This window comes from Streptomyces sp. JLYT201, from assembly GCF_059448825.1.
Map to the genome: position 1 here is coordinate 3220322 of NZ_CM182551.1, position 21543 is coordinate 3241864.

At 72.4% G+C, this 21543-nt stretch carries 17 protein-coding genes; 9 read left to right on the forward strand and 8 right to left on the reverse strand.

Translation table 11 applies throughout. The annotated features are described in order from the left end of the window. Positions 1 to 42: 42 nt before the first annotated feature. The 8 genes from AC5WAM_RS12740 (at position 43) to AC5WAM_RS12775 (ending at position 10976) form a co-directional block, all read left to right on the forward strand. Positions 43 to 4047 (forward strand): sensor histidine kinase, encoded by a 4005-nt coding sequence (locus tag AC5WAM_RS12740; RefSeq protein WP_495522648.1) that lies wholly within the window; start codon positions 43 to 45, stop codon positions 4045 to 4047. Between the two features lie 9 nt (positions 4048 to 4056). After that, a complete protein-coding gene (locus AC5WAM_RS12745; RefSeq protein ID WP_030676095.1) occupies positions 4057 to 4470 on the forward strand; it encodes a roadblock/LC7 domain-containing protein in 414 nt (137 codons plus the stop codon). A gap of 157 nt (positions 4471 to 4627) precedes the next feature. Beyond that, a complete protein-coding gene (locus AC5WAM_RS12750; protein ID WP_030676098.1) occupies positions 4628 to 5032 on the forward strand; it encodes a DUF742 domain-containing protein in 405 nt (134 codons plus the stop codon). Next, positions 5013 to 5615: a GTP-binding protein gene (locus AC5WAM_RS12755; RefSeq protein WP_495522649.1), complete on the forward strand. Its 603-nt coding sequence runs from the start codon at positions 5013 to 5015 to the stop codon at positions 5613 to 5615. Before AC5WAM_RS12750 ends, AC5WAM_RS12755 begins: the two co-directional genes overlap by 20 nt. Before the next feature lie 341 nt (positions 5616 to 5956). Then, on the forward strand, positions 5957 to 9256 hold the full coding sequence (locus tag AC5WAM_RS12760) for a nitrate- and nitrite sensing domain-containing protein (protein ID WP_495522650.1): 3300 nt from the start codon (positions 5957 to 5959) through the stop codon (positions 9254 to 9256). Between the two features lie 10 nt (positions 9257 to 9266). Next, positions 9267 to 9680, forward strand: coding sequence for a roadblock/LC7 domain-containing protein (locus AC5WAM_RS12765; RefSeq protein WP_030676106.1), 414 nt, complete (start codon positions 9267 to 9269; stop codon positions 9678 to 9680). A gap of 62 nt (positions 9681 to 9742) precedes the next feature. Continuing rightward, complete coding sequence (locus AC5WAM_RS12770) at positions 9743 to 10411, forward strand: DUF742 domain-containing protein (protein ID WP_495522651.1); 669 nt, start codon at positions 9743 to 9745, stop codon at positions 10409 to 10411. After that, the gene (locus AC5WAM_RS12775) at positions 10392 to 10976 is read left to right on the forward strand and encodes a GTP-binding protein (RefSeq protein WP_030361923.1); all 585 of its coding nucleotides are present in this window, start codon (positions 10392 to 10394) and stop codon (positions 10974 to 10976) included. The genes AC5WAM_RS12770 and AC5WAM_RS12775 overlap by 20 nt, the downstream gene beginning before the upstream one ends. A gap of 86 nt (positions 10977 to 11062) precedes the next feature. Here the strand turns inward: AC5WAM_RS12775 and AC5WAM_RS12780 are convergent, their stop codons facing one another. The 4 genes from AC5WAM_RS12780 to AC5WAM_RS12795 all read right to left on the reverse strand — a co-directional run bounded on the left by AC5WAM_RS12780 (position 11063) and on the right by AC5WAM_RS12795 (position 14693). Further along, positions 11063 to 11260, reverse strand: a complete 198-nt coding sequence (locus AC5WAM_RS12780) for an acyl-CoA carboxylase subunit epsilon (protein WP_138962012.1) — start codon at positions 11258 to 11260, stop codon at positions 11063 to 11065. A gap of 44 nt (positions 11261 to 11304) precedes the next feature. Beyond that, the gene (locus AC5WAM_RS12785; RefSeq protein WP_366790042.1) at positions 11305 to 12897 is read right to left on the reverse strand and encodes an acyl-CoA carboxylase subunit beta; all 1593 of its coding nucleotides are present in this window, start codon (positions 12895 to 12897) and stop codon (positions 11305 to 11307) included. Between the two features lie 341 nt (positions 12898 to 13238). Further along, positions 13239 to 14078: a DUF4097 family beta strand repeat-containing protein gene (locus tag AC5WAM_RS12790; protein ID WP_366790043.1), complete on the reverse strand. Its 840-nt coding sequence runs from the start codon at positions 14076 to 14078 to the stop codon at positions 13239 to 13241. Positions 14079 to 14165: 87 nt separating this feature from the next. Further along, the gene (locus AC5WAM_RS12795; RefSeq protein WP_366790044.1) at positions 14166 to 14693 is read right to left on the reverse strand and encodes a toxin-antitoxin system HicB family antitoxin; all 528 of its coding nucleotides are present in this window, start codon (positions 14691 to 14693) and stop codon (positions 14166 to 14168) included. Between the two features lie 350 nt (positions 14694 to 15043). Here AC5WAM_RS12795 and AC5WAM_RS12800 point away from each other — a divergent pair, with 350 nt between their 5' ends. Further along, a complete protein-coding gene (locus AC5WAM_RS12800; RefSeq protein WP_366790045.1) occupies positions 15044 to 15655 on the forward strand; it encodes a YceI family protein in 612 nt (203 codons plus the stop codon). 71 nt (positions 15656 to 15726) lie between these two features. On the opposite strand, the gene AC5WAM_RS12805 is transcribed toward AC5WAM_RS12800, so the two are convergent. The 4 genes from AC5WAM_RS12805 to AC5WAM_RS12820 all read right to left on the reverse strand — a co-directional run bounded on the left by AC5WAM_RS12805 (position 15727) and on the right by AC5WAM_RS12820 (position 21530). Further along, complete coding sequence (locus tag AC5WAM_RS12805) at positions 15727 to 17055, reverse strand: hypothetical protein (RefSeq protein ID WP_495522652.1); 1329 nt, start codon at positions 17053 to 17055, stop codon at positions 15727 to 15729. Positions 17056 to 17097: 42 nt separating this feature from the next. After that, a complete protein-coding gene (gene cimA / locus AC5WAM_RS12810; protein WP_495522653.1) occupies positions 17098 to 18705 on the reverse strand; it encodes a citramalate synthase in 1608 nt (535 codons plus the stop codon). Positions 18706 to 19013: 308 nt separating this feature from the next. Next, a complete protein-coding gene (locus AC5WAM_RS12815) occupies positions 19014 to 20264 on the reverse strand; it encodes a TolB family protein (RefSeq protein WP_495522654.1) in 1251 nt (416 codons plus the stop codon). 171 nt (positions 20265 to 20435) lie between these two features. Continuing rightward, on the reverse strand, positions 20436 to 21530 hold the full coding sequence (locus AC5WAM_RS12820) for a TolB family protein (RefSeq protein WP_495522655.1): 1095 nt from the start codon (positions 21528 to 21530) through the stop codon (positions 20436 to 20438). Between the last annotated feature and the right edge of the window lie 13 nt (positions 21531 to 21543).

Here is a 21543-nt window from a genome sequence, read left to right on the forward strand (position 1 = left end):
CGTCCACGCGGCAGGACGCCTGGTCCAGAGGTTGCGACGCTAGTGCAGGGACGTTTCAAGAGGGATGGCAGCGCTGCGGCGGAGCCGGAGCGCGGCGGAAGTGACCGCGGCTCCTCGGCCCAGCACGCCCAGAACCCCGCATCGGTACAGTCCGGCGACGGCCCCGGAGCCGCGCGTACGGGCGCGCCGGGCGGCGGTGCGCCTGCGGACGAGACAAAGGCGAAGGGCTCCAAGACACCCCCCGGTCCCGGCCCTCGAATAGCCCTGCGCAACTGGCGCATCTCGACCCGCCTGGTCTCGCTCCTCGCGCTCCCCGTCATCACGGCGACCTCGCTGGGCGCCCTGCGCATCAACTCGTCGATGGACGAGATCCAGCAGCTCGACAACATGAAGCTGCTGACCGACCTGACCGAGGACGCCACCCGCCTCGCCGTCGCGCTCCAGGAGGAGCGCGACCAGTCGGCGGGCCCGCTCTCGCACGGCGCCAGCGACACCGACTTCACCGTCAAGAGCGTGCGGGAGAAGACGGACCGCGCCTACAAGAACTTCCTGTCGGGCACCCAGAACGTCGACGACAGCGACGGCGACAAGGGCTTCCTGGGCATCCGCCAGAACACGGTCCAGATCACCCGGCAGCTGCAGAAGATCAAGGACGTCCGCCGGGACGCCTACCAGAAGAACGTCCCGTCCTCGCAGACGGTCGACGGCTACAGCCAGCTGATCCAGCAGCTCCTCGCGCTCTCCGAGGACATGGCGCAGGCGACCAGCAACCCGGACATGATCCAGCGCACCCGCGCCCTGGCGGCCTTCTCCTCCGCCAAGGAGTTCGCGTCCGTGCAGCGGGCCGTCATCGCGGCCGCGCTCCCGGCGAACAACCGCGAGTTCGGCAAGCTCTCCGACCTCGACCGCCGCTACGCCCTCACGGCGCTGGAGAAGGAGACGGACGAACTCCAGTCCTTCAACCGGATCTACGTCGGCAACGGCGCGAAGCTGCTCGCCCCCATCAGCCGCGGCAACCAGACGATCCAGGGTGCCGACGCCTACGCCCAGCGCGTGCTCGAACAGCCGGGCGGTATCAAGCTCCGCGGCAAGCGCTCGTACAAGGACTGGGTGGACGCCGACTCCACCAAGATCTCGGAAATGGGCAAGATCGAGCTGACGCTGCTCGACGAGATGGAGCAGAAGGCCCGCTCGCTGCGGAACGAGTCCGAGCAGCAGGCGATCCTCAACGGTGCGCTCATCCTGCTGGTGCTCGGCGTCTCGCTCGTCGGCGCCTTCGTCGTGGCCCGGTCCATGATCCGCTCGCTGCGCCGGCTCCAGGACACCGCCACCAAGGTCGCCCAGGACCGCCTGCCCGAGCTGGTCAAGCAGCTCTCCGAGTCCGACCCGCAGGACGTCGACACGTCCGTGGAGTCCGTCGGTGTGCACTCCCGGGACGAGATCGGCCAGGTGGCCGCGGCCTTCGACGACGTGCACCGCGAGGCCGTCCGCCTCGCCGCCGAGCAGGCCCTCCTGCGGGGCAACGTCAACGCGATGTTCACCAACCTCTCGCGCCGCTCCCAGGGCCTCATCCAGCGCCAGCTCTCGCTCATCTCCGAGCTGGAGTCCCGCGAGGCCGACCCGGACCAGCTGTCGTCGCTGTTCAAGCTCGACCACCTCGCGACCCGCATGCGCCGTAACGGCGAGAACCTCCTCGTGCTCGCCGGTGAGGAGCCCGGCCGCCGCTGGACGCGGCCCGTGCCGCTCGTCGACGTCCTGCGTGCCGCCGCCTCCGAGGTGGAGCAGTACGAGCGCATCGAGCTGTCCTCGGTGCCCGCCACCGACGTCGCGGGACGCGTCGTCAACGACCTCGTGCACCTCCTCGCCGAGCTCCTTGAGAACGCGACCTCGTTCTCCTCGCCGCAGACCAAGGTCAAGGTGACCGGTCACGCGCTGCCCGACGGCCGCGTGCTCATCGAGATCCACGACACCGGCATCGGCCTCTCCCCCGAGGACCTCGCCGCGATCAACGAGCGGCTCGCGTCGCCGCCCACCGTGGACGTCTCCGTCTCCCGCCGCATGGGTCTGTTCGTGGTCGGCCGCCTCTCGCAGCGCCACGGCATCCGCATCCAGCTGCGGCCCTCGGACTCCGGCGGTACGACCGCGCTCGTCATGCTGCCCGTCGACGTCGCCCAGGGCGGCAAGAAGGGCCCGGGCCAGCCCGGCGCCCCGGCGCCGACCGGCGGTCCCGCGGCGGCCCAGGCCGCCGCGGGTGCCGCCGCCGCGCGCCGCGGTGGCGGTGTGGCGGCCGGTCTGAGCGGCGCGGCCCGCGCCCGGCAGAACAACCAGGTCGGCCCCGCCGCCGGCACGCAGCGCGGCCAGGTCGCGGGCTCGGGCCCGCGGGCGGCGCTGCCCTCGCGCGGCAACGGCCAGGGCGCCCCGTCGGCCGGGTCCCCGGTGGCACCGGGCGGCCTCGCGGGCGGCCCCGGCGCCTTCGGCCAGGGCCAGGGCGGCGGCAACCGCTCCGGGGCGGGCAGCATGCCACAGCCTCCGGTGCCCCAGCAGCGCACGAACGACGCGGGTCAGGCCGTCGGGTCCGGCTCGGGCGCGGGCTCCGGCCCGGGCGAGCAGGACCGCAGGCCGCAGCTGCCGCCGGGGATGGGGTCTCCCCTGGTCGAGCGGAGCCGAGACCTTGGGGAAGGTCCCCGGGCCGAGCTGCCCGGTGGCAGCCCGCAGCAGCCCCGCGTGCCCAGCTGGAGCGACGAGAACGCGCAGCCGCAGGTCCCGCGCGAGCCCTTCGACGCTCCGCGCGGCCACGAGGAGCCCGAGTCCACCGGCCAGTTCGCGCACCCCGCAGGCCTCGCCGACGACCTGCAGGGTCCGGGCTCGACCGCGCAGTTCGACCGCCCCGACTTCGACGGGCCGCCGCCCGGCCCGCAGGGCGACGCCCAGAGCGGCGCCACCGGCGAGTTCGTGCGCTCCGACGTCTTCGGCGGCCCTGCGGGCCCGGCCCCGCAGGCGCCCCAGACCCCGCAGTCGGGCCAGTCGCCGCACGCCACCGGTGAGTTCTCGGTGCCGCGTCCGCCCGCGCCCCGCCGCGAGCAGGCCCCGCGCGCCGATCTGGACCAGGGCGGGCAGCAACAGCGCCCCCAGGCCCAGCTCCCGCAGGCGCCCGAGCCGCAGCAGACCGAGCCGGAGGCCCTGCCGCCCGCGTCCGGTCCGCTGGACGGCCGTACGCCGCTGTACGACACGCTGGAGACCAACTGGTTCTCGCAGCAGGCGCAGGCGCAGGCCGAACAGCAGCAGCGGGCCCAGCAGGAGCGCGCCGAGCAGGAGCGCCAGGCCCGGGCCGAGCAGGAGCGCCAGCAGGCCGAGCGCGGCCGCCGGGCCGAGCAGGGCCACCGCCCCGAGCTGCCGCAGCGCGGCCAGGAGCCGGGGGGCCACCGCCCGGACGCCGGTGCGCCGCAGGCCCAGCAGCCCCAGCAGTCCCCGCAGCTTCCGCAGCGCGGAGCCCGGCTCCCCCGCCGGGAACCGCAGCTCCCGCAGCGCGAGCCGCAGCGGCCGCTCGACGGCACGCGTCCCCAGGGCTCCCGCCCGCAGGGCGCGCGTCCGCCGCAGCAGTCCCCCGGGACCCCGCCGCCGTCCCAGCGTCCGGGCGGCTTCCAGGCCCCAGGCCCGCAGGGGCAGCAGCACGCCCAGCCCGGCCAGAGCGGCCCGGGCGGCCCCCAGAACCAGCAGAACGCGCAGCACCCGCAGAACCCCAACAGCACCACCGGCAACACCGCTTGGCGCGCCACGCCGAACGACGAGCTGGGCCGCCAGGCCGAGCGCGTCCGGCAGCCCTCCGCGGGCGGCGTCACCACCTCCGGCCTCCCGCGCCGCGTGCCACGGGCCAACCTCGTGGCGGGCACCGCACAGCAGGCGCAGGACAGCTCGGGTCCGCAGGTCTCGCGCGCGCCCGACGACGTGCGCGGCCGGCTGACCAATCTCCGTCGGGGCATCCAGCAGGGTCGCCAGGCCGGCACCGGCCAGACCGGCAGTTTCCCCACTCACCAGCAGGAGCGTTAGTTGAGTCCGATGAGCCAGGCGGCACAGAACCTGAACTGGTTGATCACCAACTTCGTGGAGAACACCCCCGGGGTGTCCCACACGGTCGTGGTCTCCGCCGACGGCCTGCTTCTCGCGATGTCCGAGGGCTTCCCGCGCGACCGCGCCGACCAGCTCGCGGCCGTCGCCTCCGGCCTGACCTCCCTCACCGCCGGGGCCTCCCGGATCTTCGAGGGCGGGGCGGTCACGCAGACCGTCGTGGAGATGGAGCGCGGCTTCCTGTTCCTCATGTCCATCTCCGACGGCTCGTCCCTGGCCGTGCTCGCGCACCCGGAGTGCGACATCGGCCTCGTCGGGTACGAGATGGCGCTGCTCGTCGACCGTGCGGGCACCGTCCTCACCCCGGACCTGCGCGCCGAGCTCCAGGGCAGCCTGCTGCACTAGCCGGCGCGCGGGCCAGGCCCGCCGCAGCCCCCGGCCACCCCACAGGCCGGGGACGTCCGATCCGTACGCAACCACCCACCGTCCGGCCGCCACTCATGCCCCACCAGGCTGACGTCAGACGGAACGCAGACGAACTGCTGTCCCGCCCGGAGGATCCATGAACCCGCCCACCGCCTCTCATGACCCGTACGGCGCCCAAGCCGGATACGGCTACGAGGGCGACCAGCCGCTGGTGCGCCCGTACGCCATGACCGGTGGCCGGACCAGGCCCCGCTACCAGCTCGCCATCGAGGCGCTGGTCAGCACCACGGCGGACCCGGCCCAGCTGATGGGGCTGCTCCCCGAGCACCAGCGGATCTGCCACCTGTGCCGCGAGGTCAAGTCGGTGGCCGAGGTGTCGGCGCTGCTCTCGATGCCGCTCGGCGTCGCCCGCATCCTGGTGGCCGACCTGGCCGAGGCCGGGCTCGTCGCGATCCACCAGCCCGGCGGTGACGAGAACACCGGTGGCCAGCCAGACGTGACTCTGCTCGAAAGGGTGCTCAGTGGACTTCGCAAGCTCTAGCGCGGGCGGCTTCGCGGACTCCGCCGCCACAGGCCGGTCCACCACGTCGGCCAAGATCGTGGTGGCGGGCGGCTTCGGCGTGGGCAAGACCACGTTCGTCGGCGCGGTCTCGGAGATCAATCCGCTGCGCACCGAAGCGGTGATGACGTCCGCGTCAGCGGGTATTGACGACCTCACGCATACCGGTGACAAGACCACCACCACAGTGGCGATGGATTTCGGCCGCATCACCCTTGACCAGGATCTGATCCTGTATCTGTTCGGCACCCCGGGCCAGGACCGCTTCTGGTTCATGTGGGACGACCTGGTGCGCGGCGCGATCGGTGCCATCGTCCTGGTCGACACCCGGCGCCTGGCCGACTGTTTTCCCGCTGTGGACTACTTCGAGAACTCCGGACTGCCTTTCGTCATCGCCCTCAACGGCTTCGACGGCCAGCAGCCCTACACCCCCGACGAAGTCCGCGAAGCGCTGCAGCTCGGCCCGGACACCCCCATCATCACGACAGATGCCCGACAGCGTGCGGAAGCAAAGAGTGGCCTGATCACGCTGGTCGAGCACGCGCTCATGGCACGACTCAAGTAGGCGGGATCATACGGAAGTTGCCGTATAAAGCACGGAACGATCTGTGTCCTTTGACACGGACGGCCGCCGTGTTCATAACGTTTCGACAGAGAATTCCGCCGACGCGGCCACACATCGCGGTCGGCCGGTATCACTGTGCTCACAAGAGCCCCGCCTTTTGGCGGGGCTCGCTCTTTATGACCGATTTATCTGAGGCCTGCACCACTCGGATCGCTTCGCTCCTACTGTTTGGAGGAGCACCACCTGACGTGCTGGAATGCGCTGAACTGCCCAGTAGCACGGGCCTTTGGAGACGACAGCGGCACCAGCGCGGGAGCCGCCGCCGAGAGGTTGTTGGTCGAGTGAGGCGAAGCAAGACGAGCCCCGCACCCCCGGAACGGGACACGCGGGGCAACTTCACCCCGCCCCCGCGAGCGGCGACGCCGTCGCCGTCCGCGGACGTACCCGGTGGCGAGCCACAGCCCGCCTCCGGCGGGCGGCTCTCGCCCCGTAACTGGCGCGTACCGACCCGCCTGAACGCGATCCTCCTCATACCCGTGCTCGTGGGTCTCGTCATGGGCGGCTTCCAGGTCAAGGGCGCCATCGACACCTGGGACGAAGCCCGCGACGCCGAGGCCACGGCCCGTCTGGTGCGCGCTTCGCTGGACTACGGCAACCGCCTCATCGAGGAGCGCGACATCTCCGCCGCGCCCCTGCTCGACGGCAAGAAGAACGACCCGGACGTGGCCAAGGCCCGCAAGGCCACCGACCGGGCCGCCGCCGTCTTCGCCGACGCCGCCGAGGACATGCCGAAGAAGGAGGGCCTGGAGCGCCGACTCGCGACCTTCAAGAAGGTCGAGCCCAAGCTGGAGGGCCTGCGCCAAGCCGCGTACACCAGCAAGCTGCCCGGTGTGCGGACCGAAGAGGGCTACGTCGCCATCCAGCACCCGCTGATGGAGTTCGCCAACGAACTCGGCCTCGGCACCGGCAACATCACCTCCTACGGCCGCACCGTCTACGCGGTGTCCCTGGCGAAGGCCGCGCTCTCGCTGCAGCGCTCCATCGGCACCCACCTCCTGGAGAAGCCGGGCCCGACCCAGGGCGACTTCACCAAGCAGAAGGTCTCCTTCTCCTCGTACGCCTACCTCGAGCGCATCGCCATCGAGGAGTACACCGGCGGCGGCACGCCCTCGGACGTGCGGAAGCTGGAGGAGGGCAGGAAGCGGCTGATCGCCGACGCCGCGAAGCAGGCCGAGCAGAGCGCCGCCGAGGCGCGCGCGGCGGGCAAGAAGTTCGTCCCGCCGCCGCAGGGCGAGAAGATGCTGGAGCTCATCCTGGGCATGCCGGACACCCGGCCGAGCTCCCGGGTCGCGCTCGCCGCCAAGGGCGTCGACAGCAAGGTGCTGTGGGCGGCCACCACCGCCAAGTTCGACGCGTACCGCACCATCGAGGCGGACCTCACCGACAAGGCCGTGAACGAGGCCTCCGGCATCGCCGACGACGCCAAGACCGACGCCTTCATCACCGGTGCCGCCGTCGTGGTCGCCCTGCTCGCCGCCTTCGTCCTCGCCGGGCTCATGGCCCGCCAGATGAGCCGCTCGATGCGCTCCCTGCGCACGGCCGCCTTCGGCATCGCCGAGCAGCGCCTGCCGATGCTGGTCGACCAGCTCTCGCGCACCGACCCGGGCCGCGTGGACACCCGCGTCCAGCCGATCCCGATCACCAGCACGGACGAGATCGGCGAGGTCGCCCGCGCCTTCGACCAGGTGCACCGCGAGGCCGTCCGGCTCGCCTCCGAGCAGGCCCTGCTGCGCGGCAACATCAACGCGATCTTCACCAACCTCTCGCGCCGCAACCAGTCGCTGATCGAGGGCCAGCTGACCCTCATCACCGACCTGGAGAACAACGAGGCCGACCCGGACCAGCTGGAGAGCCTCTTCCGCCTGGACCACCTGGCGACCCGCATGCGGCGCAACGGCGAGAACCTCCTCGTCCTGTCCGGCGAGGAGCCGGGCCGCCGCTGGGACCAGCCGGTGCCGCTGGTGGACGTGCTGCGCGCCGCCTCCTCCGAGGTGGAGCAGTACGAGCGCATCGAGCTGTCGGGCGTGCCGGAGGCCGAGATCCACGGCCTGGCCGTGACCGACCTCGTGCACCTGCTCGCCGAGCTCCTGGAGAACGCCACCACGTTCTCCTCGCCGCAGACCAAGGTCAGGGTCACCGCGACCCGTCTCCCCGACGGCCGCGTGATGATCGAGATCCACGACAAGGGCATCGGCCTGACCGCCGAGGACTTCGCGGACATCAACCACCGGCTCGCCAACCCGCCGACCGTGGACGCCGCGATCTCCCAGCGCATGGGCCTGTTCGTGGTCGGCCGTCTGTCGGACCGGCACGGCATCCGGGTCCAGCTGCGCCCCTCGGGCGAGCAGGCGGGCACCACCTCGCTCGTCATGCTCCCGGAGATCATCACGCACGGTGGCGGCGGCGAACTCCACCCGCAGGACAACGAGTTCACGGTCTCCTCGATCATCCCCGAGCAGCAGGCGCAGGCCGCCGAGCCGCTGCGCACGGCCGCCGAGCTGGGCTTCGACGACACCGCCTACCACGGCGACGGCGCCGAGGGGCAGGGCGGCCGGCTCGACCCGGTGGGCCGTTCCTTGATCCGCGAGGAGCGCCGCGCGGCCCTGGAGGCACAGGCCCAGTCCGGCCGCCCGCCGTACCCCGAAGAGACACAGGGTGGCCAGGAGGCGTACGAGCAGCCGCAGGCGTACCAGGACCAGGGCGCGTACGAGACGCCCCGGACCGGTTACGAGGAGCAGTACGACCCCCAGCAGGCGTACGACGGCGCGCAGGCGTCCGGCTACGACCAGAGTCAGGGCGGCTACGACACCGGCTACGACACCGGCTACGACGGACAGCCGACGTACGAGCAGGGCCAGGCCGCGCAGCCCGCACAGGCCGGTTACGACGACGCGTACTACACGACGCAGGACGGCTACCCGGACGGCGCGTATGCGGAGCCCGGTCAGGGCGGCCACGAGGCCGCCGCGGGGGGCAAGGAGGAGCCCTTCGCCACCTACCCGGCCCGTTCCCACCAGGACGACTGGCCGCTGCGTGACGGCTACCAGGAGCCCTACCAGGGCGAGTACGCTCCCGAAGCGGAATCGGCTCCGGCGGCTGCCGCGGCCGAGCCCGAGCACGTAGGCTTCGACCGTCCGGGACCTGCCCAGACGGCCCCCTCGACCAGTCACGAGCTGACCGACGCGGGCCTGCCGCGCCGGGGCAGCACGGCGGCGAACGGCAACGGAAGCGCCCCCGCCGCACCGGGCGAAGAGGGCCGCGACGGCGAGAGCCCGAACGGCGAGCCGGACAGCTGGCGCACGGCCAACGACGAGCGCTGGCACCGCGCCGAGCAGCTGCGGGAGCCCAAGGCGGGCGGGGTCACCCCGTCCGGTCTTCCGCGGCGGGTGCCCAAGGCCAACCTGGTCGAGGGCACGGCGGAGCAGACCCCGCAGGGCGGCCCCCAGGTCTCCCGCGACCCCGAGGAAGTACGCGGCAGGCTGAGCAATCTGCGCCGCGGCGTCCAGCGGGGCCGCAGCGCGGGCAGTGACACGAATGGCCAGGGCTTCAGCCCTGATAGCACCTACAACCAGGAGCGTTAGTGTGAGCCCGATGAGCCAGGCGGCGCAGAACCTGAACTGGTTGATCACCAACTTCGTGGAGAACACCCCCGGGGTGTCCCACACCGTGGTGGTCTCCGCCGACGGACTCCTTCTGGCGATGTCCGAAGGTTTCCCGCGCGACCGAGCCGATCAGCTCGCCGCGGTCGCGTCGGGACTCACCTCCCTCACGGCCGGGGCCTCCCGGATCTTCGAGGGCGGCTCGGTGACCCAGACCGTTGTGGAGATGGAGCGAGGATTTCTCTTCATCATGTCCATCTCCGACGGGTCCTCCCTTGCCGTACTCGCCCACCCAGAAGCGGACATCGGTCTCATTGGGTACGAGATGGCACTTCTCGTCGACCGCGCCGGGACCGTCCTCACTCCGGACCTGCGCGCGGAGCTTCAGGGGAGCTTGCTCAACTAACAGACAGACGGTGCGTATTCGCGTCCCGGGGCCGTAAGGTTTCGGGACGCGGCTCCACAGCGATGGCGCCGGGCACAGTTTCGGAGGAGGAGTACGTGGCTGCAACACCCCCAGACGGTTCGTCTTCGGCCAACTGGCCTTCGGGCCGTGGCCAGGGCCAGGGTGACGGTTCGCAGAACCGGTACAACTTCCCCTCCGCGCCCAGCCACCGCCGTCAGCCGCAGTACCGGCAGCCCGGCCCGTACGACCAGCCCGCCCCGGGCGCGTACGACCAGCCGGGGCCCTACCGTCAGCCCGCCCCGGGCGCGTACGACCAGCAGCGCCCGTACGCGCCGCGCATCCAGCCCGCGCCGTCGCAGCGCCGCGCCCCCGAGCCGGCGCCCGCGGCCGCCAACCCGCTGGTGCGTCCGTACGCCATGACCGGCGGCCGCACCAGGCCGCGGTACCAGCTCGCCATCGAGGCGCTGGTGCACACCACCGCACAACCGCATCAGTTGCAGGGCCAGTTGCCCGAGCATCAGCGCATCTGCAACCTGTGCCGCGAGATCAAGTCGGTCGCCGAGATCTCGGCACTGCTCTCCATCCCCCTCGGCGTAGCCCGGATCCTCGTCGCCGACCTGGCGGAGGCCGGTCTCGTCGCCATCCATCAGCCCGGCGGGGACGAGTCCGCCGGCGGTCAGCCAGACGTGACACTGCTCGAAAGGGTGCTCAGTGGACTTCGCAAGCTCTAGCGGAGGAGCAACAGCCCGCTCCACCACCAGCGCGAAAATCGTGGTGGCGGGCGGCTTCGGTGTGGGCAAGACCACATTCGTCGGGGCCGTCTCGGAGATCAACCCGCTGCGCACCGAAGCCGTGATGACGTCCGCGTCGGCAGGCATCGACGACCTGACGCACACCGGCGACAAGACGACCACGACGGTCGCCATGGACTTCGGCCGCATCACGCTCGACCAGGACCTGATCCTGTATCTGTTCGGCACCCCGGGCCAGGACCGCTTCTGGTTCATGTGGGACGACCTGGTGCGCGGCGCCATCGGAGCGGTCGTCCTCGTCGACACGAGGCGGCTCGCCGACTGCTTCCCCGCCGTCGACTACTTCGAGAACTCCGGACTGCCCTTCGTCATCGCCCTCAACGGCTTCGACGGACACCAGCCGTACACCCCGGACGAGGTCCGCGAGGCCCTGCAGATCGGCCCGGACACGCCCATCATCACCACGGACGCGCGCCACCGCGCCGACGCGAAGTCCGCGCTGATCACCCTGGTCGAGCACGCCCTGATGGCCCGCCTCCGCTAGGCCCCCGCACCGACGCCCGTGGGCCCCGTACTCGAAGGAGTACGGGGCCCACGGGCTTGTGTGTCGCGGAAGGCGAGCGGCGGGGCTCAGCCCTGCCAGCTGTGCGGGGCGCGGAAGCCCGGCGTGCGCTCCAGGCGGCGCCAGCCGGCCTTGTCACGGCCGAAGCCCACGGAGGGAACGGCGGCGGGCTGGGCGGCGGCCCGGGCCAGCAGGATCGCCGTGAGGGCGGCGACCTCTTCGGGCTCGGCGTGGCCCTTCTCGACGCGGATGTCGGGAGTAGTCATGTGCGGCGTTCTCCTTGTGGGAAAGCGAAGGGGGCGGCGCGGCGCTACTGCGGCGGATTGCCGTGCTTGCGCGACGGCAGATCGGCGTGCTTGTTGCGCAGCATCGCGAGCGAGTTGATCAGCACGGACCGGGTCTCGGCCGGGTCGATCACGTCGTCGACGAGCCCGCGCTCGGCGGCGTAGTACGGGTGCATCAGCTCGGCCTTGTACTCCTTGACCATGCGGGCGCGCATGGCCTCGGGGTCCTCGGCGGCGGCGATCTGACGGCGGAAGATGACGTTGGCCGCGCCCTCGGCGCCCATGACCGCGATCTCGTTCGTCGGCCAGGCGTAGGTGAGGTCGGCGCCGATGGACTGGCTGTCCATCACGATGTACGCGCCGCCGTACGCCTTGCGCAGGATGAGGGAGATGCGGGGCACGGTCGCGTTGCAGTACGCGTACAGGAGCTTCGCGCCGTGGCGGATGATGCCGCCGTGCTCCTGGTCGACGCCGGGCAGGAAGCCGGGCACGTCGAGCAGGGTGACGATCGGGATGTTGAAGGCGTCGCACATCTGGACGAAGCGCGCGGCCTTTTCGGAGGCCTCGATGTCGAGGACGCCCGCGAGGGTCTGGGGCTGGTTGGCGACGATGCCGACGACCTGGCCGTCGAGGCGGGCCAGGGCGCAGATGATGTTGCGCGCCCAGCGCTCGTGGACCTCCAGGTAGTCGCCGTCGTCGACGAGCTCCTCGATGACCTTCGTCATGTCGTACGGCCGGTTCCCGTCGGCGGGGACGAGGTCGAGCAGCACGTCGGAGCGGCGGTCGGCCGGGTCGTCGCAGGCGGTGACGGGCGGGTTCTCACGGTTGTTCTGCGGCAGCATCGCGATGAGGTAGCGCACCTCGGCGAGGCAGGTCTCCTCGTCGTCGTACGCGAAGTGGCAGACGCCGGAGGTCTCGGCGTGCACGTCGGCGCCGCCCAGGCCGTTCTGGGAGATCTCCTCGCCGGTCACCGCGCGGACCACGTCGGGCCCGGTGATGAACATCTGCGAGGTGTCGCGGACCATGAAGACGAAGTCGGTGAGGGCGGGGCTGTACGCCGCGCCGCCCGCGCACGGGCCGAGCATCACGCTGATCTGCGGGATGACGCCGGAGGCCTTGGTGTTGCGCTGGAAGATGCCGCCGTAGCCCGCGAGGGCGGAGACGCCCTCCTGGATGCGGGCGCCCGCGCCGTCGTTGAGGGAGACCAGGGGCGCGCCCGCCGCGATGGCCATGTCCATGATCTTGTGGATCTTGGTGGCGTGCGCCTCGCCGAGGGCGCCTCCGAAGATCCGGAAGTCGTGGGCGTACACGAAGACCGTGCGGCCCTCGACGGTGCCCCAGCCGGTGATGACGCCGTCGGTGTAGGGCTTCTTCGCCTCCAGGCCGAAGCCGGTCGCCCGGTGCCGGCGCAGCTGCTCGACCTCCTGGAACGAACCCTCGTCGAGGAGAAGCGCGATCCGCTCGCGTGCCGTCAGCTTGCCCTTGGCGTGCTGGGCCTCGGTCGCCTTCTCGCTCGGTCCCGCCAGGGCCTGCGCGCGGATCCCGGCCAATTCGGCCACTCGGCCCCGCGCGTCGGTGGGCTCACCCGCTGAAGATCCAGCTTCGTCCAAAACGGTCATGCTCTCGACCTTACGAAGTGCACGCGCGAAAACGGACCGTCGACTCTGAACAGTCTCGGGACCGTTTTCCTGGCACCCCCGGACAGAAGTTTTGTGCGGTGCGGGCGAAGCCACTGCTCAGGGCCCCATCCGGCTGTAGGGATTCCACAAGGTGGCCAATGAGACTCGGATCACATTCCGGCCCCGGAATGAGTGATTCCGGGCGGAGCCCACACATCCGGCGCGGGGTGGCCCGGGCACCCGGGGCGGGGCGGAATTGGCAGGGGCCGACAACGCCCCGCCGCGATTCCAGCCAGCGGGGAGCCGGGCCGGACGGCCCGCCCCGGGCCTTCCCGCGGGCCTCAGGCGCGGTGGATCACGATGTCGCCGAGGCCCGTGCGCGCGCGCACCTTCACGGTCTCCCCGGAGTCGCCCGGGCCCGCCGACGAGCCGAGCGACTGCCGCACGGAGCCGTACTTGGTCTGGACATCGAGCCAGGCGGCGGTGCCCTCGCTGATGCCGATGTCGACCCTGCCGGTGCCGGTCTCCAGGACGGCGGTGCCGCGCGTCACCTCGCCGATCTCGATGGCGCCGGTCGCGGTCCTCGCGGTGACGTCGGCGCGGGCACGGGCCACGACGATGGCCCCGTTGGCGGAGCGGACCCGCAGCTCGCCGGCGACCTCGCCGATCTCGGTCGACCCGTTGGAGTTCTTGACGACGGCCGCGCCGCCGATCGTGCCGAGCCGCACCTCGCCGGAGGCCGTGGTGACGTCGGCCTGGCCGTCCGTCCGGTCCACGTAGACCCGGCCGTGGCCGGTGTCGAGGCGCACCGAGGCCGCCCGGACGACCCGGATCTCGCCCATGGACGTCTTGACCTCGCACTCGCCGAGGCGGCCCTCGACGGTGCAGTCGGCCATGGAGGTGGTGACGTGCACGTCCGAGCCCTCGGGCAGCACGACCTCCACGTCGACCGAGGAGCCCCTGCCGAAGAGGGAGCGCTCCTTGGGGCCCTTCACCAGGAGCCTGCCGGTGGTGTACTCCACCCGGGTGCGCTCGGCGGCGCGGACGTCGGCGGCGCGCGTCTCGCTGGTCGGGCGCACGTCGACGACGGTCTCGGCGCGGTCGCCCGCGATGATCCGCACCGTCCCGCTCTCGATGGTCACTGAGGCGTTGATGGGCTTGGCGGTGTCGAAGGTTGGCATGGCTGTCCTCGTCGTCGTGGTCCCGGTCCTGGTGGATGCGGCGGGGCGGCCCGGACGCGGCGGTCCGGGCCGGGCGGGGAGCGGGCCCTAGCGGGCCCAGCCGGTGAAGCTGTTCCCCACGCCCTCGCCGCGGGCGGGGGGCTGCGGGCTCTCGCTGGGCCTGAGGGCCTCGGCGACGGTGCGGACCAGCCAGGCGTTGACCGACAGGCTCTCGGCGGCTGCGGCCTCCTCGGCCTGGGACTTGAGGTGCATCGGCAGCCGGAGGTTGATGCGGGCGGTGCCGCCCTCCTCGGCCTCGGGCAGGGGCGCGGGGGCGGGCGCGGAGCGCGTCACGGGCGCCTCCATGACCGGCGCCTCGAACGCGTCGGCCAGGGGCGGCGGCGTCACCACGAAGTCCGGGTCACCCCCCCGCAGGCGCACGTCGACCGAGCCGGGAGCGAGGTCTCGGGTAACCTCGTCCATGGCCGCGGACAGCACGTTCAGCAACGTGAGCCGGGTGGCCGACTCGAGCGGGGCGATCAGACGCTCGGCGACCGCGCGAGCCTCCTCACCACCGGCCTCGGCGGCGACCGCGAGCTCCTGACGGAGTTGGTCGACATACGGCGTGAGATTCATGGCATCACTATGGCACCACAATGGCGCCATGGCAAGTTCCTGACACGCCCCCACCCCGGATTCCCGCGCCCCCAGCAGGTCGGGCCACCGCTTCCACCCTCGCCACCCCGCCTGCGCCATGGCGGCGAACGCCCCGCGCATCCCGCCGGACGCCCCGCCCGCCCCCTCTCATGGCGCCACACATGGCACCACTCCCCCACGCGCCCACACCTGGCGTAATCGAGCCACCACGCGGTGATCACGGTTGAACATTGAACCGATCAGCGTTACAGTCAATGTTGTTGAACATTAAACCGCTTGTGGTTGCGTCTCCCCCGTGATCCGCAGCCCGTCCCCCCAAGGAGCACGTCATGGGACTCTTCGGCCGCAAGAACGACAACGCCACCCCCGCCGCCGCCCCCGCCGCCCCCAGCCCTGAACTCGCCGCGCTGACCGGTGACTACGAGCTGGACCCCGCGCACAGCAGCATCGGCTTCGTCGCCCGCCACGCGATGGTCACGAACGTCAAGGGTTCCTTCCTCGACTTCAGCGGCTCGCTGCACCTCGACGGCACCGACCCGGCCAAGTCGACGGCCGTCATCGACGTGACGATGGACAGCATCGACACCGGCAACGCGGACCGCGACGGCCACCTCAAGAGCGCGGACTTCTTCAAGACCGAGGAGTTCCCGAAGATGACCTTCCGCTCCACCGGGGCCGAGGCGCTCGGCGGCGACGACTACCGCGTCACCGGTGACCTGACCATCCTCGGCACCACCCGGCCGCTCACCATCGACCTGGAGTTCAACGGCGCGGCCACGGACCCGTTCGGCAACCAGCGCGTCGGCTTCGAGGGCAAGGCCGAGCTGCTGCGCTCGGAGTGGGGCCTGACGTGGAACGCGGCCCTGGAGACGGGTGGCGTACTGGTCTCCGACAAGATCAAGCTCACCTTCGACATCTCGGCGATCAAGAGCGCCTCGTAAGGTCGCGTTGGGGCCGGTGGGCGGCCTTCGCCGCCCCGGCCGGTCCCGGGGGCCCGTCCGACGGGGCGGCCCTAGAAGCCGCCGCCGAAGTCCCCGCCCCCGCCGAAGTCCCCGCCGCCCCCGAAGTCGCCGCCGCCGAAGTCGCCCGCGTCGAAGTCCGCGCCCGTGACGTCGCCGCCGTCGGCCGCCGGGACGCCCGCCGACGCCGCGTACGCCGGGGACGACAGGGCCGAGCCGAGCAGGGTGCCGACCAGGAGGCCCGGGAGCAGGCCGCCGCCGAAGTAGCCGCCCGCCCAGGGGCCGTAGGCCGGGCCCGCCTCCCAGTAGGGGCGGCGGTCGCCGGTGTCGGTGGTGACCGTGCGGGTCATGGGCGCCTCGCCGTCGGCCAGGCGCACCGCGTCGGCCGCGCACACCGGCACCTCGCGGGGCGCACCGCCCGCGGGGGTCCACTCGGCGTCCTTCACGGAGGGCCCGTGCCGGGGGTCGAAGAAGCACGGCGGCCGCCGCTCGGGCAGCGTGCGGCCCTCGCGGCGCGCGGCGAGCAGGGCGAGCGAGAAGCGGCCGTCCTCCAGGGCCTGGGTGACGGCCCTGACCTGCTCGGGCCGCTCGGCCGCGGCCATGAAGGACTTCGCCTTCTCGTACGCGTCGAGCGCCCGCTCGTAGTCGGCGCGCATGGCGTCGTCGGCGCCGGCCTCCGCGGGGTGGAAGTCGAGCCGGTCCAGCTCCTCGCCGAAGGCGGTGATGTCCTCGTCGACGACGACGCGCAGCTTCTCCAGGGCCGCCCGCTCCTCCTCCGCGCGCTTGCGACGGCGGCTCCGGGCCACCGCGTAGGCGCCCGCGCCGCCCGCGACGACCACCGCGCCGACGCCGATCAGCGCCCCGACGGGCGCGCCGTCGTCGCCGCCCGCGGCGCCCCAGGAGGCGGGCGCGCTGCCCGACGTCTGGGCGAGTGCCCGGTCCACGAAGTCGTCGAGCTGCTGTTTCGCGGGCTCGCCCCGGACGAGCGTGGTCAGGTTCCGCACGGCGTCGCGCGACAGGGCCGCCCGGTCGGCCTTCGCGTCGAAGGCGTCGCCGAGGCGGATCGCGTACACGCCCGTGACTCCCGTCGCCGTCCGCAGGTTCCGGAACAGGTCCTGCTTCGGGAACGACTCCGGGAGCACGGCGACGAAGACCGGCTTGTCGGCCTTCTTGATCTTGTCGGCGAGGGCGTCGGCGTCGGCGCGGGAGAGCTGGGACGCCGCCGCCCCGTCGACGTACACCGGGTTCTCGCGCAAGGCGTCGGCCACCGTCGTGACGTCCGTGGCGGCCCGGGCCGCGGGCGCGAGCGTGGCGCCCAGGGCCAGGAGCAGTCCGGACAGGATGACGGTCAGCCGCGACGCCGCCTGCCTGGTCGGCCTCATACTTCACGCTAACCCAGGCCGGGCGCGAACGTGCCCCCGCGGCTACTCGGCGGGCTCGACCCCGGCCCTGAGCAGGCCGTAGGTGACCGCGTCCTCCAGCGCCTGCCAGGACGCGGCGATCACGTTGTCCGCGACGCCGACGGTCGACCACTCCCCGTCGCCGTCCGTGGTGGAGACGAGCACGCGGGTGGTGGAGGACGTGCCGTGCTTGCCCTCCAGGATGCGGACCTTGTAGTCCACCAGCTCCAGCTTGGCGAGCTCCGGGTACATCCGCTCCAGGCCGACGCGCAGGGCCCGGTCGAGGGCGTTGACGGGGCCGTTGCCCTCCGCCGTCGCCACGATGCGCTCGCCCTTGGCCCACACCTTCACGGTGGCCTCGTTGGCGTGCGAGCCGTCGGGCCGGTCCTCGACGATCGCGCGCCAGGACTCGGTGCGGAAGTAGCGCCGCGCGCGCCCTTCGGCCTCCGCCCGCAGGAGCAGCTCGAAGGAGGCGTCGGCCGCCTCGTACGTGTAGCCCTTGAGCTCGCGCTCCTTGACGCGCTCCACGACGCGGCCGACCAGTTCGCGGTCGCCGCCGAGGTCGACGCCCAGCTCCTTGCCCTTGAGCTCGATGGAGGCGCGGCCCGCCATGTCGGAGACCAGCATGCGGATGCGGTTGCCGACGAGCTCGGGGTCGATGTGCTGGTAGAGGTCCGGGTCGACCTTGATCGCGGAGGCGTGCAGGCCCGCCTTGTGCGCGAAGGCCGAGACGCCGACGTAGGGCTGGTGGGTGGCCGGGGTGAGGTTCACGACCTCGGCGATGGCGTGCGAGACCCGGGTCATCTCGCGCAGCGCGCCCTCGGGCAGGACCTGTTTGCCGTACTTCAGCTCCAGGGCGGCGACGACCGGGAAGAGGTTGGCGTTGCCGACGCGCTCGCCGTAGCCGTTGGCGGTGCACTGGACGTGGGTGGCGCCCGCGTCGACGGCCGCGAGGGTGTTGGCCACCGCGCAGCCGGTGTCGTCCTGGGCGTGGATGCCGAGCCGGGCGCCGGTGTCGGCGAGGACGGTGGCGACGACGGCCTGCACCTGGGCGGGGAGCATGCCGCCGTTGGTGTCGCACAGGACCACGACGTCCGCGCCCGCCTCGTGCGCGGCCCGCACGACCGCCTTCGCGTACTCGGGGTTGGCGCGGTAGCCGTCGAAGAAGTGCTCGCAGTCGACGAAGACGCGGCGGCCCTGCGCGCGCAGGTGGGAGACGGTGTCGCGGACCATCTCCACGTTCTCGTCGAGCGTGGTGCGCAGGGCGAGTTCGACGTGCCGGTCGTGTGCCTTGGCGACCAGCGTGATCACCGGGGCGCCGGACTCCAGGAGCGCTTTGACCTGGGGGTCCTCGGCGGCTCTGCCGCCCGCGCGCCGGGTGGCGCCGAACGCGACGAGCTGCGCGTTCTTGAAGGTGACCTCGTCCTTGGCGCGGGCGAAGAACTCGGTGTCGCGCGGGTTGGCGCCGGGCCAGCCGCCCTCGATGAAGCCCACGCCGAAGTCGTCCAGATGCCGGGCGATGGTCAGCTTGTCCGCGACGGTCAGATTGATGCCCTCGCGCTGCGCGCCGTCGCGCAGCGTGGTGTCGAACACGTGGAACGAATCGTCGGGGCTGCTGGTTTCCGTCGTCATCTCTCTGGCTCCTGTGTCGGATCTCGGTCTACCGGATGACCGGCTCCACCACCCTCATGATCCCCCGCGCCCTGTTCCTCCGGCTGGGGTGGGCCGGAAAACGAAAAGACCCCTCGCGGGTGCGAGAGGTCTGCGCGCGGGTCGAGGACGGTGCCGCCCCGTACGGTCGTACGGGCGCGGTCACTGCGGACCGGCGCGCCTGCTGCCCATAATCACGGCGGTAAGCATGGGGTCAGCCTGCCACACCCCGCGCCGCGCCTGAACGGCCGTCTCACCATGCGGGCGACCGTTCGGGCGCGGCGCCGCCGTCAGCCGAGGTGGCGCACGAACGCGTCGTAGCCGTCGTTGGTGTCGCCCGGCAGCAGGCCCGCGTCCGCCGACAGGAACGCGACGCGCTTGCCGTTCGCCGAGATCGCGCCCGGGACCGCCTTGGCCGAGGCGGTGCCGCCGGTGGCGTCGGGGGTGACGAGGGCGGTCCTGCCGGTCTTCAGGTCCCGTACGTAGACGGGCTGTTCGGTGCCGTAGCGGCTGCCGGGCTCCCGCACCTCCGTCATATAGGTGAGGCGGCGGCCGTCGGCGCTGATGGCGGGGGCGCGGGTGTAGGCCGCGCCGGGGCCGCCCTGGGTGCCGTGGATACGCCGGTTCTTGCCGGTGGCGAGGTCGTGGACGAAGACGTTCCAGGCCTTGTCGTCGTCGTTCGGCACGAGGTGGGTGTCGCGGGACTCGAAGACGACCGTGCGGCCGTCGCCGCTGAGGGACGGTTCGAGGGACTCCTTCTCGGTCTGGGAGCCGTCGTGGGAGCGGTCGATCTGCGTCAGGCGTCCGGTGGTGCGGTCGCGCAGCCAGACGTCGCTCCAGTCGTCGCCCCGCGGGCCGTTGGTGTAGTTGTGCGCGTAGACGACCTTGCGGCCGTCGTCGCTGACCGTCGGGGTGTGCGCGGAGCGCGGCTCCCAGCCGGAGTTGGGGTGGCTGATGCGCTCCGTGGTCTTCTTCTCGCGGTCGCGCAGGAACACGACCTGGCCGTCGGAGCCCTCGCGCTTGCGGGTGTCGAAGACGGCGTAGCGGGCGTTCGGGGTGAGGGCGACGGTGCCCGCGCCCTTGCCGTCGAAGCCGTCCGGCAGCTCCACGTCGAGGCGCTGGAACTTCTTCGTGCTGCGGTCGTACAGGCGGACGTCGGACGCGCCGTAGTCGTCGGCCGGGGCGGTGATGACGGCGACGTAGCGGCCGTCGCCGCTGAGCGAGGGGCTGCGGAGCTGGCGGCCGGGGAGGGCGACGCGCTCCGTCCGTCCGGTGGCCAGGGTGCGGACGAACACGTCGGAGCGGCCGTTGGTGTCACCGGCCACCAGGTCGCTCGCCTCCGAGTCGAAGGCGACGACCTTGCCGTCGCGGCTGATCACCGCGGCCGAGGCGGCCGCGTTGCCCGCCGTGCCGCCGGGCGTGACGCTCACGCCGACCGTGCGGGGCGCGGCGGGCGCCGCGAAGGCCGCGGGCAGGGCGGCCGCCGTGACCGCCGCGACGACGGCCGCGGCGGTCAGGGCGCGCTGGGTGCTGTGGCGCATGGTTCGGTTCCCCCGTGTGGTGAGTGGTGCGGGTCCGGCGGTCCTTACCGGCGCCGGCGTGGGTAAGGACCGCCGTACGGGCGCTGATGGTTGCCGACACGACTGTTCGCTCCGGGGGCGCGCGGGGGCACGTCCGACACGCCGTTCACGTCCCCCTCACCGGATCGGACGTCAGCGGAGGCGGCGCACGAACACGTCGGACGTGCCGTTGGTGTCACCCGGCACCAGGTCGGAGGCCGTCGACGAGAAGACGGCCGCGCGGCCACCGGAGGTCACGGTGACCGCCCCGGCGCGGGTCTCGCCGGGAGCGAGCGCCGTGCGGCGGCCCGTGCGGACGTCCAGCAGGACGAGCCGCTCGCCGCCGGTGCCCTCCCGGGACAGGACGGCGAACCGCGCGTCCCTGCTCGCGGACCGCGCGGGCGCGTCGGCGACCTGCCGGGCCGTGCCCCCGCGCACGTCGTACGCGTACGTCCGGCCCGCGGCGGCGAACAGGACGCGGCGGCCGTCCCCGCTGATCCGGACGAACTGCCCGTCGCTGTCCCCGAGTCCCCCGTCGGCCCGCACGGTGGTGCCGGTGGCGCGGTCCTTGACGAGGACGTCGTCGCCCTCGGGCCCGGAGCCCTTCTTCTGGTAGGCCACGAACCTGCCGTCGGCGCTGAGCGAGGCGGCGCCGAAGCGGGTGGTGGTCGCGTCGCCCTCGACCCGTTCCACGGCGCCGGTGGCCATGTCCCGTACGTTGACGTACCGGTCGGTGACGAAGCGGTCGTCGCCGGAGGTGTAGAGGACGTAGCGGCCGTCGGGCGTGATGTCCTGGATCCGGGCGGACGACGCCACCAGGGTGCTCCGGCCGGTCGCCAGGTCGTCGACGCGGGCCGACGGGCCCTTGGTGCCCTCGGTGTAGCCGATGTGGCGGCCGTCGCCGCTGAGCACGGGCGGGCCCCAGTCGAATCCGCCGCCGTTCGCGATCCGGGTGAGCCTGCCGGTGTCCCGGTCCTTCACGGCCAGGCACACGTACGTCTGCTGCTCGCAGCCCGGGAAGCCCTCGGGCACCGACGTCTTCGTGGAGAACGCCACGTACCGTCCGTCGTCGCTGATGGCCGCGTGCTGTGACGCCCGCTCCAGCTGCGCCCCGTCGCTCGCCGTGCTCACGCGCTCGGTGAGCGGCCCGTCCGGCCGCGCGTCGGCCGCCGCTGCCGACGGCGTCGTCGTGCCGAGCGCGGCGGCGAGTGCCGCCGCCGCCAGGCCGCGTGTGGTGCGTCCGCGCATGGGGCGTTCCCCT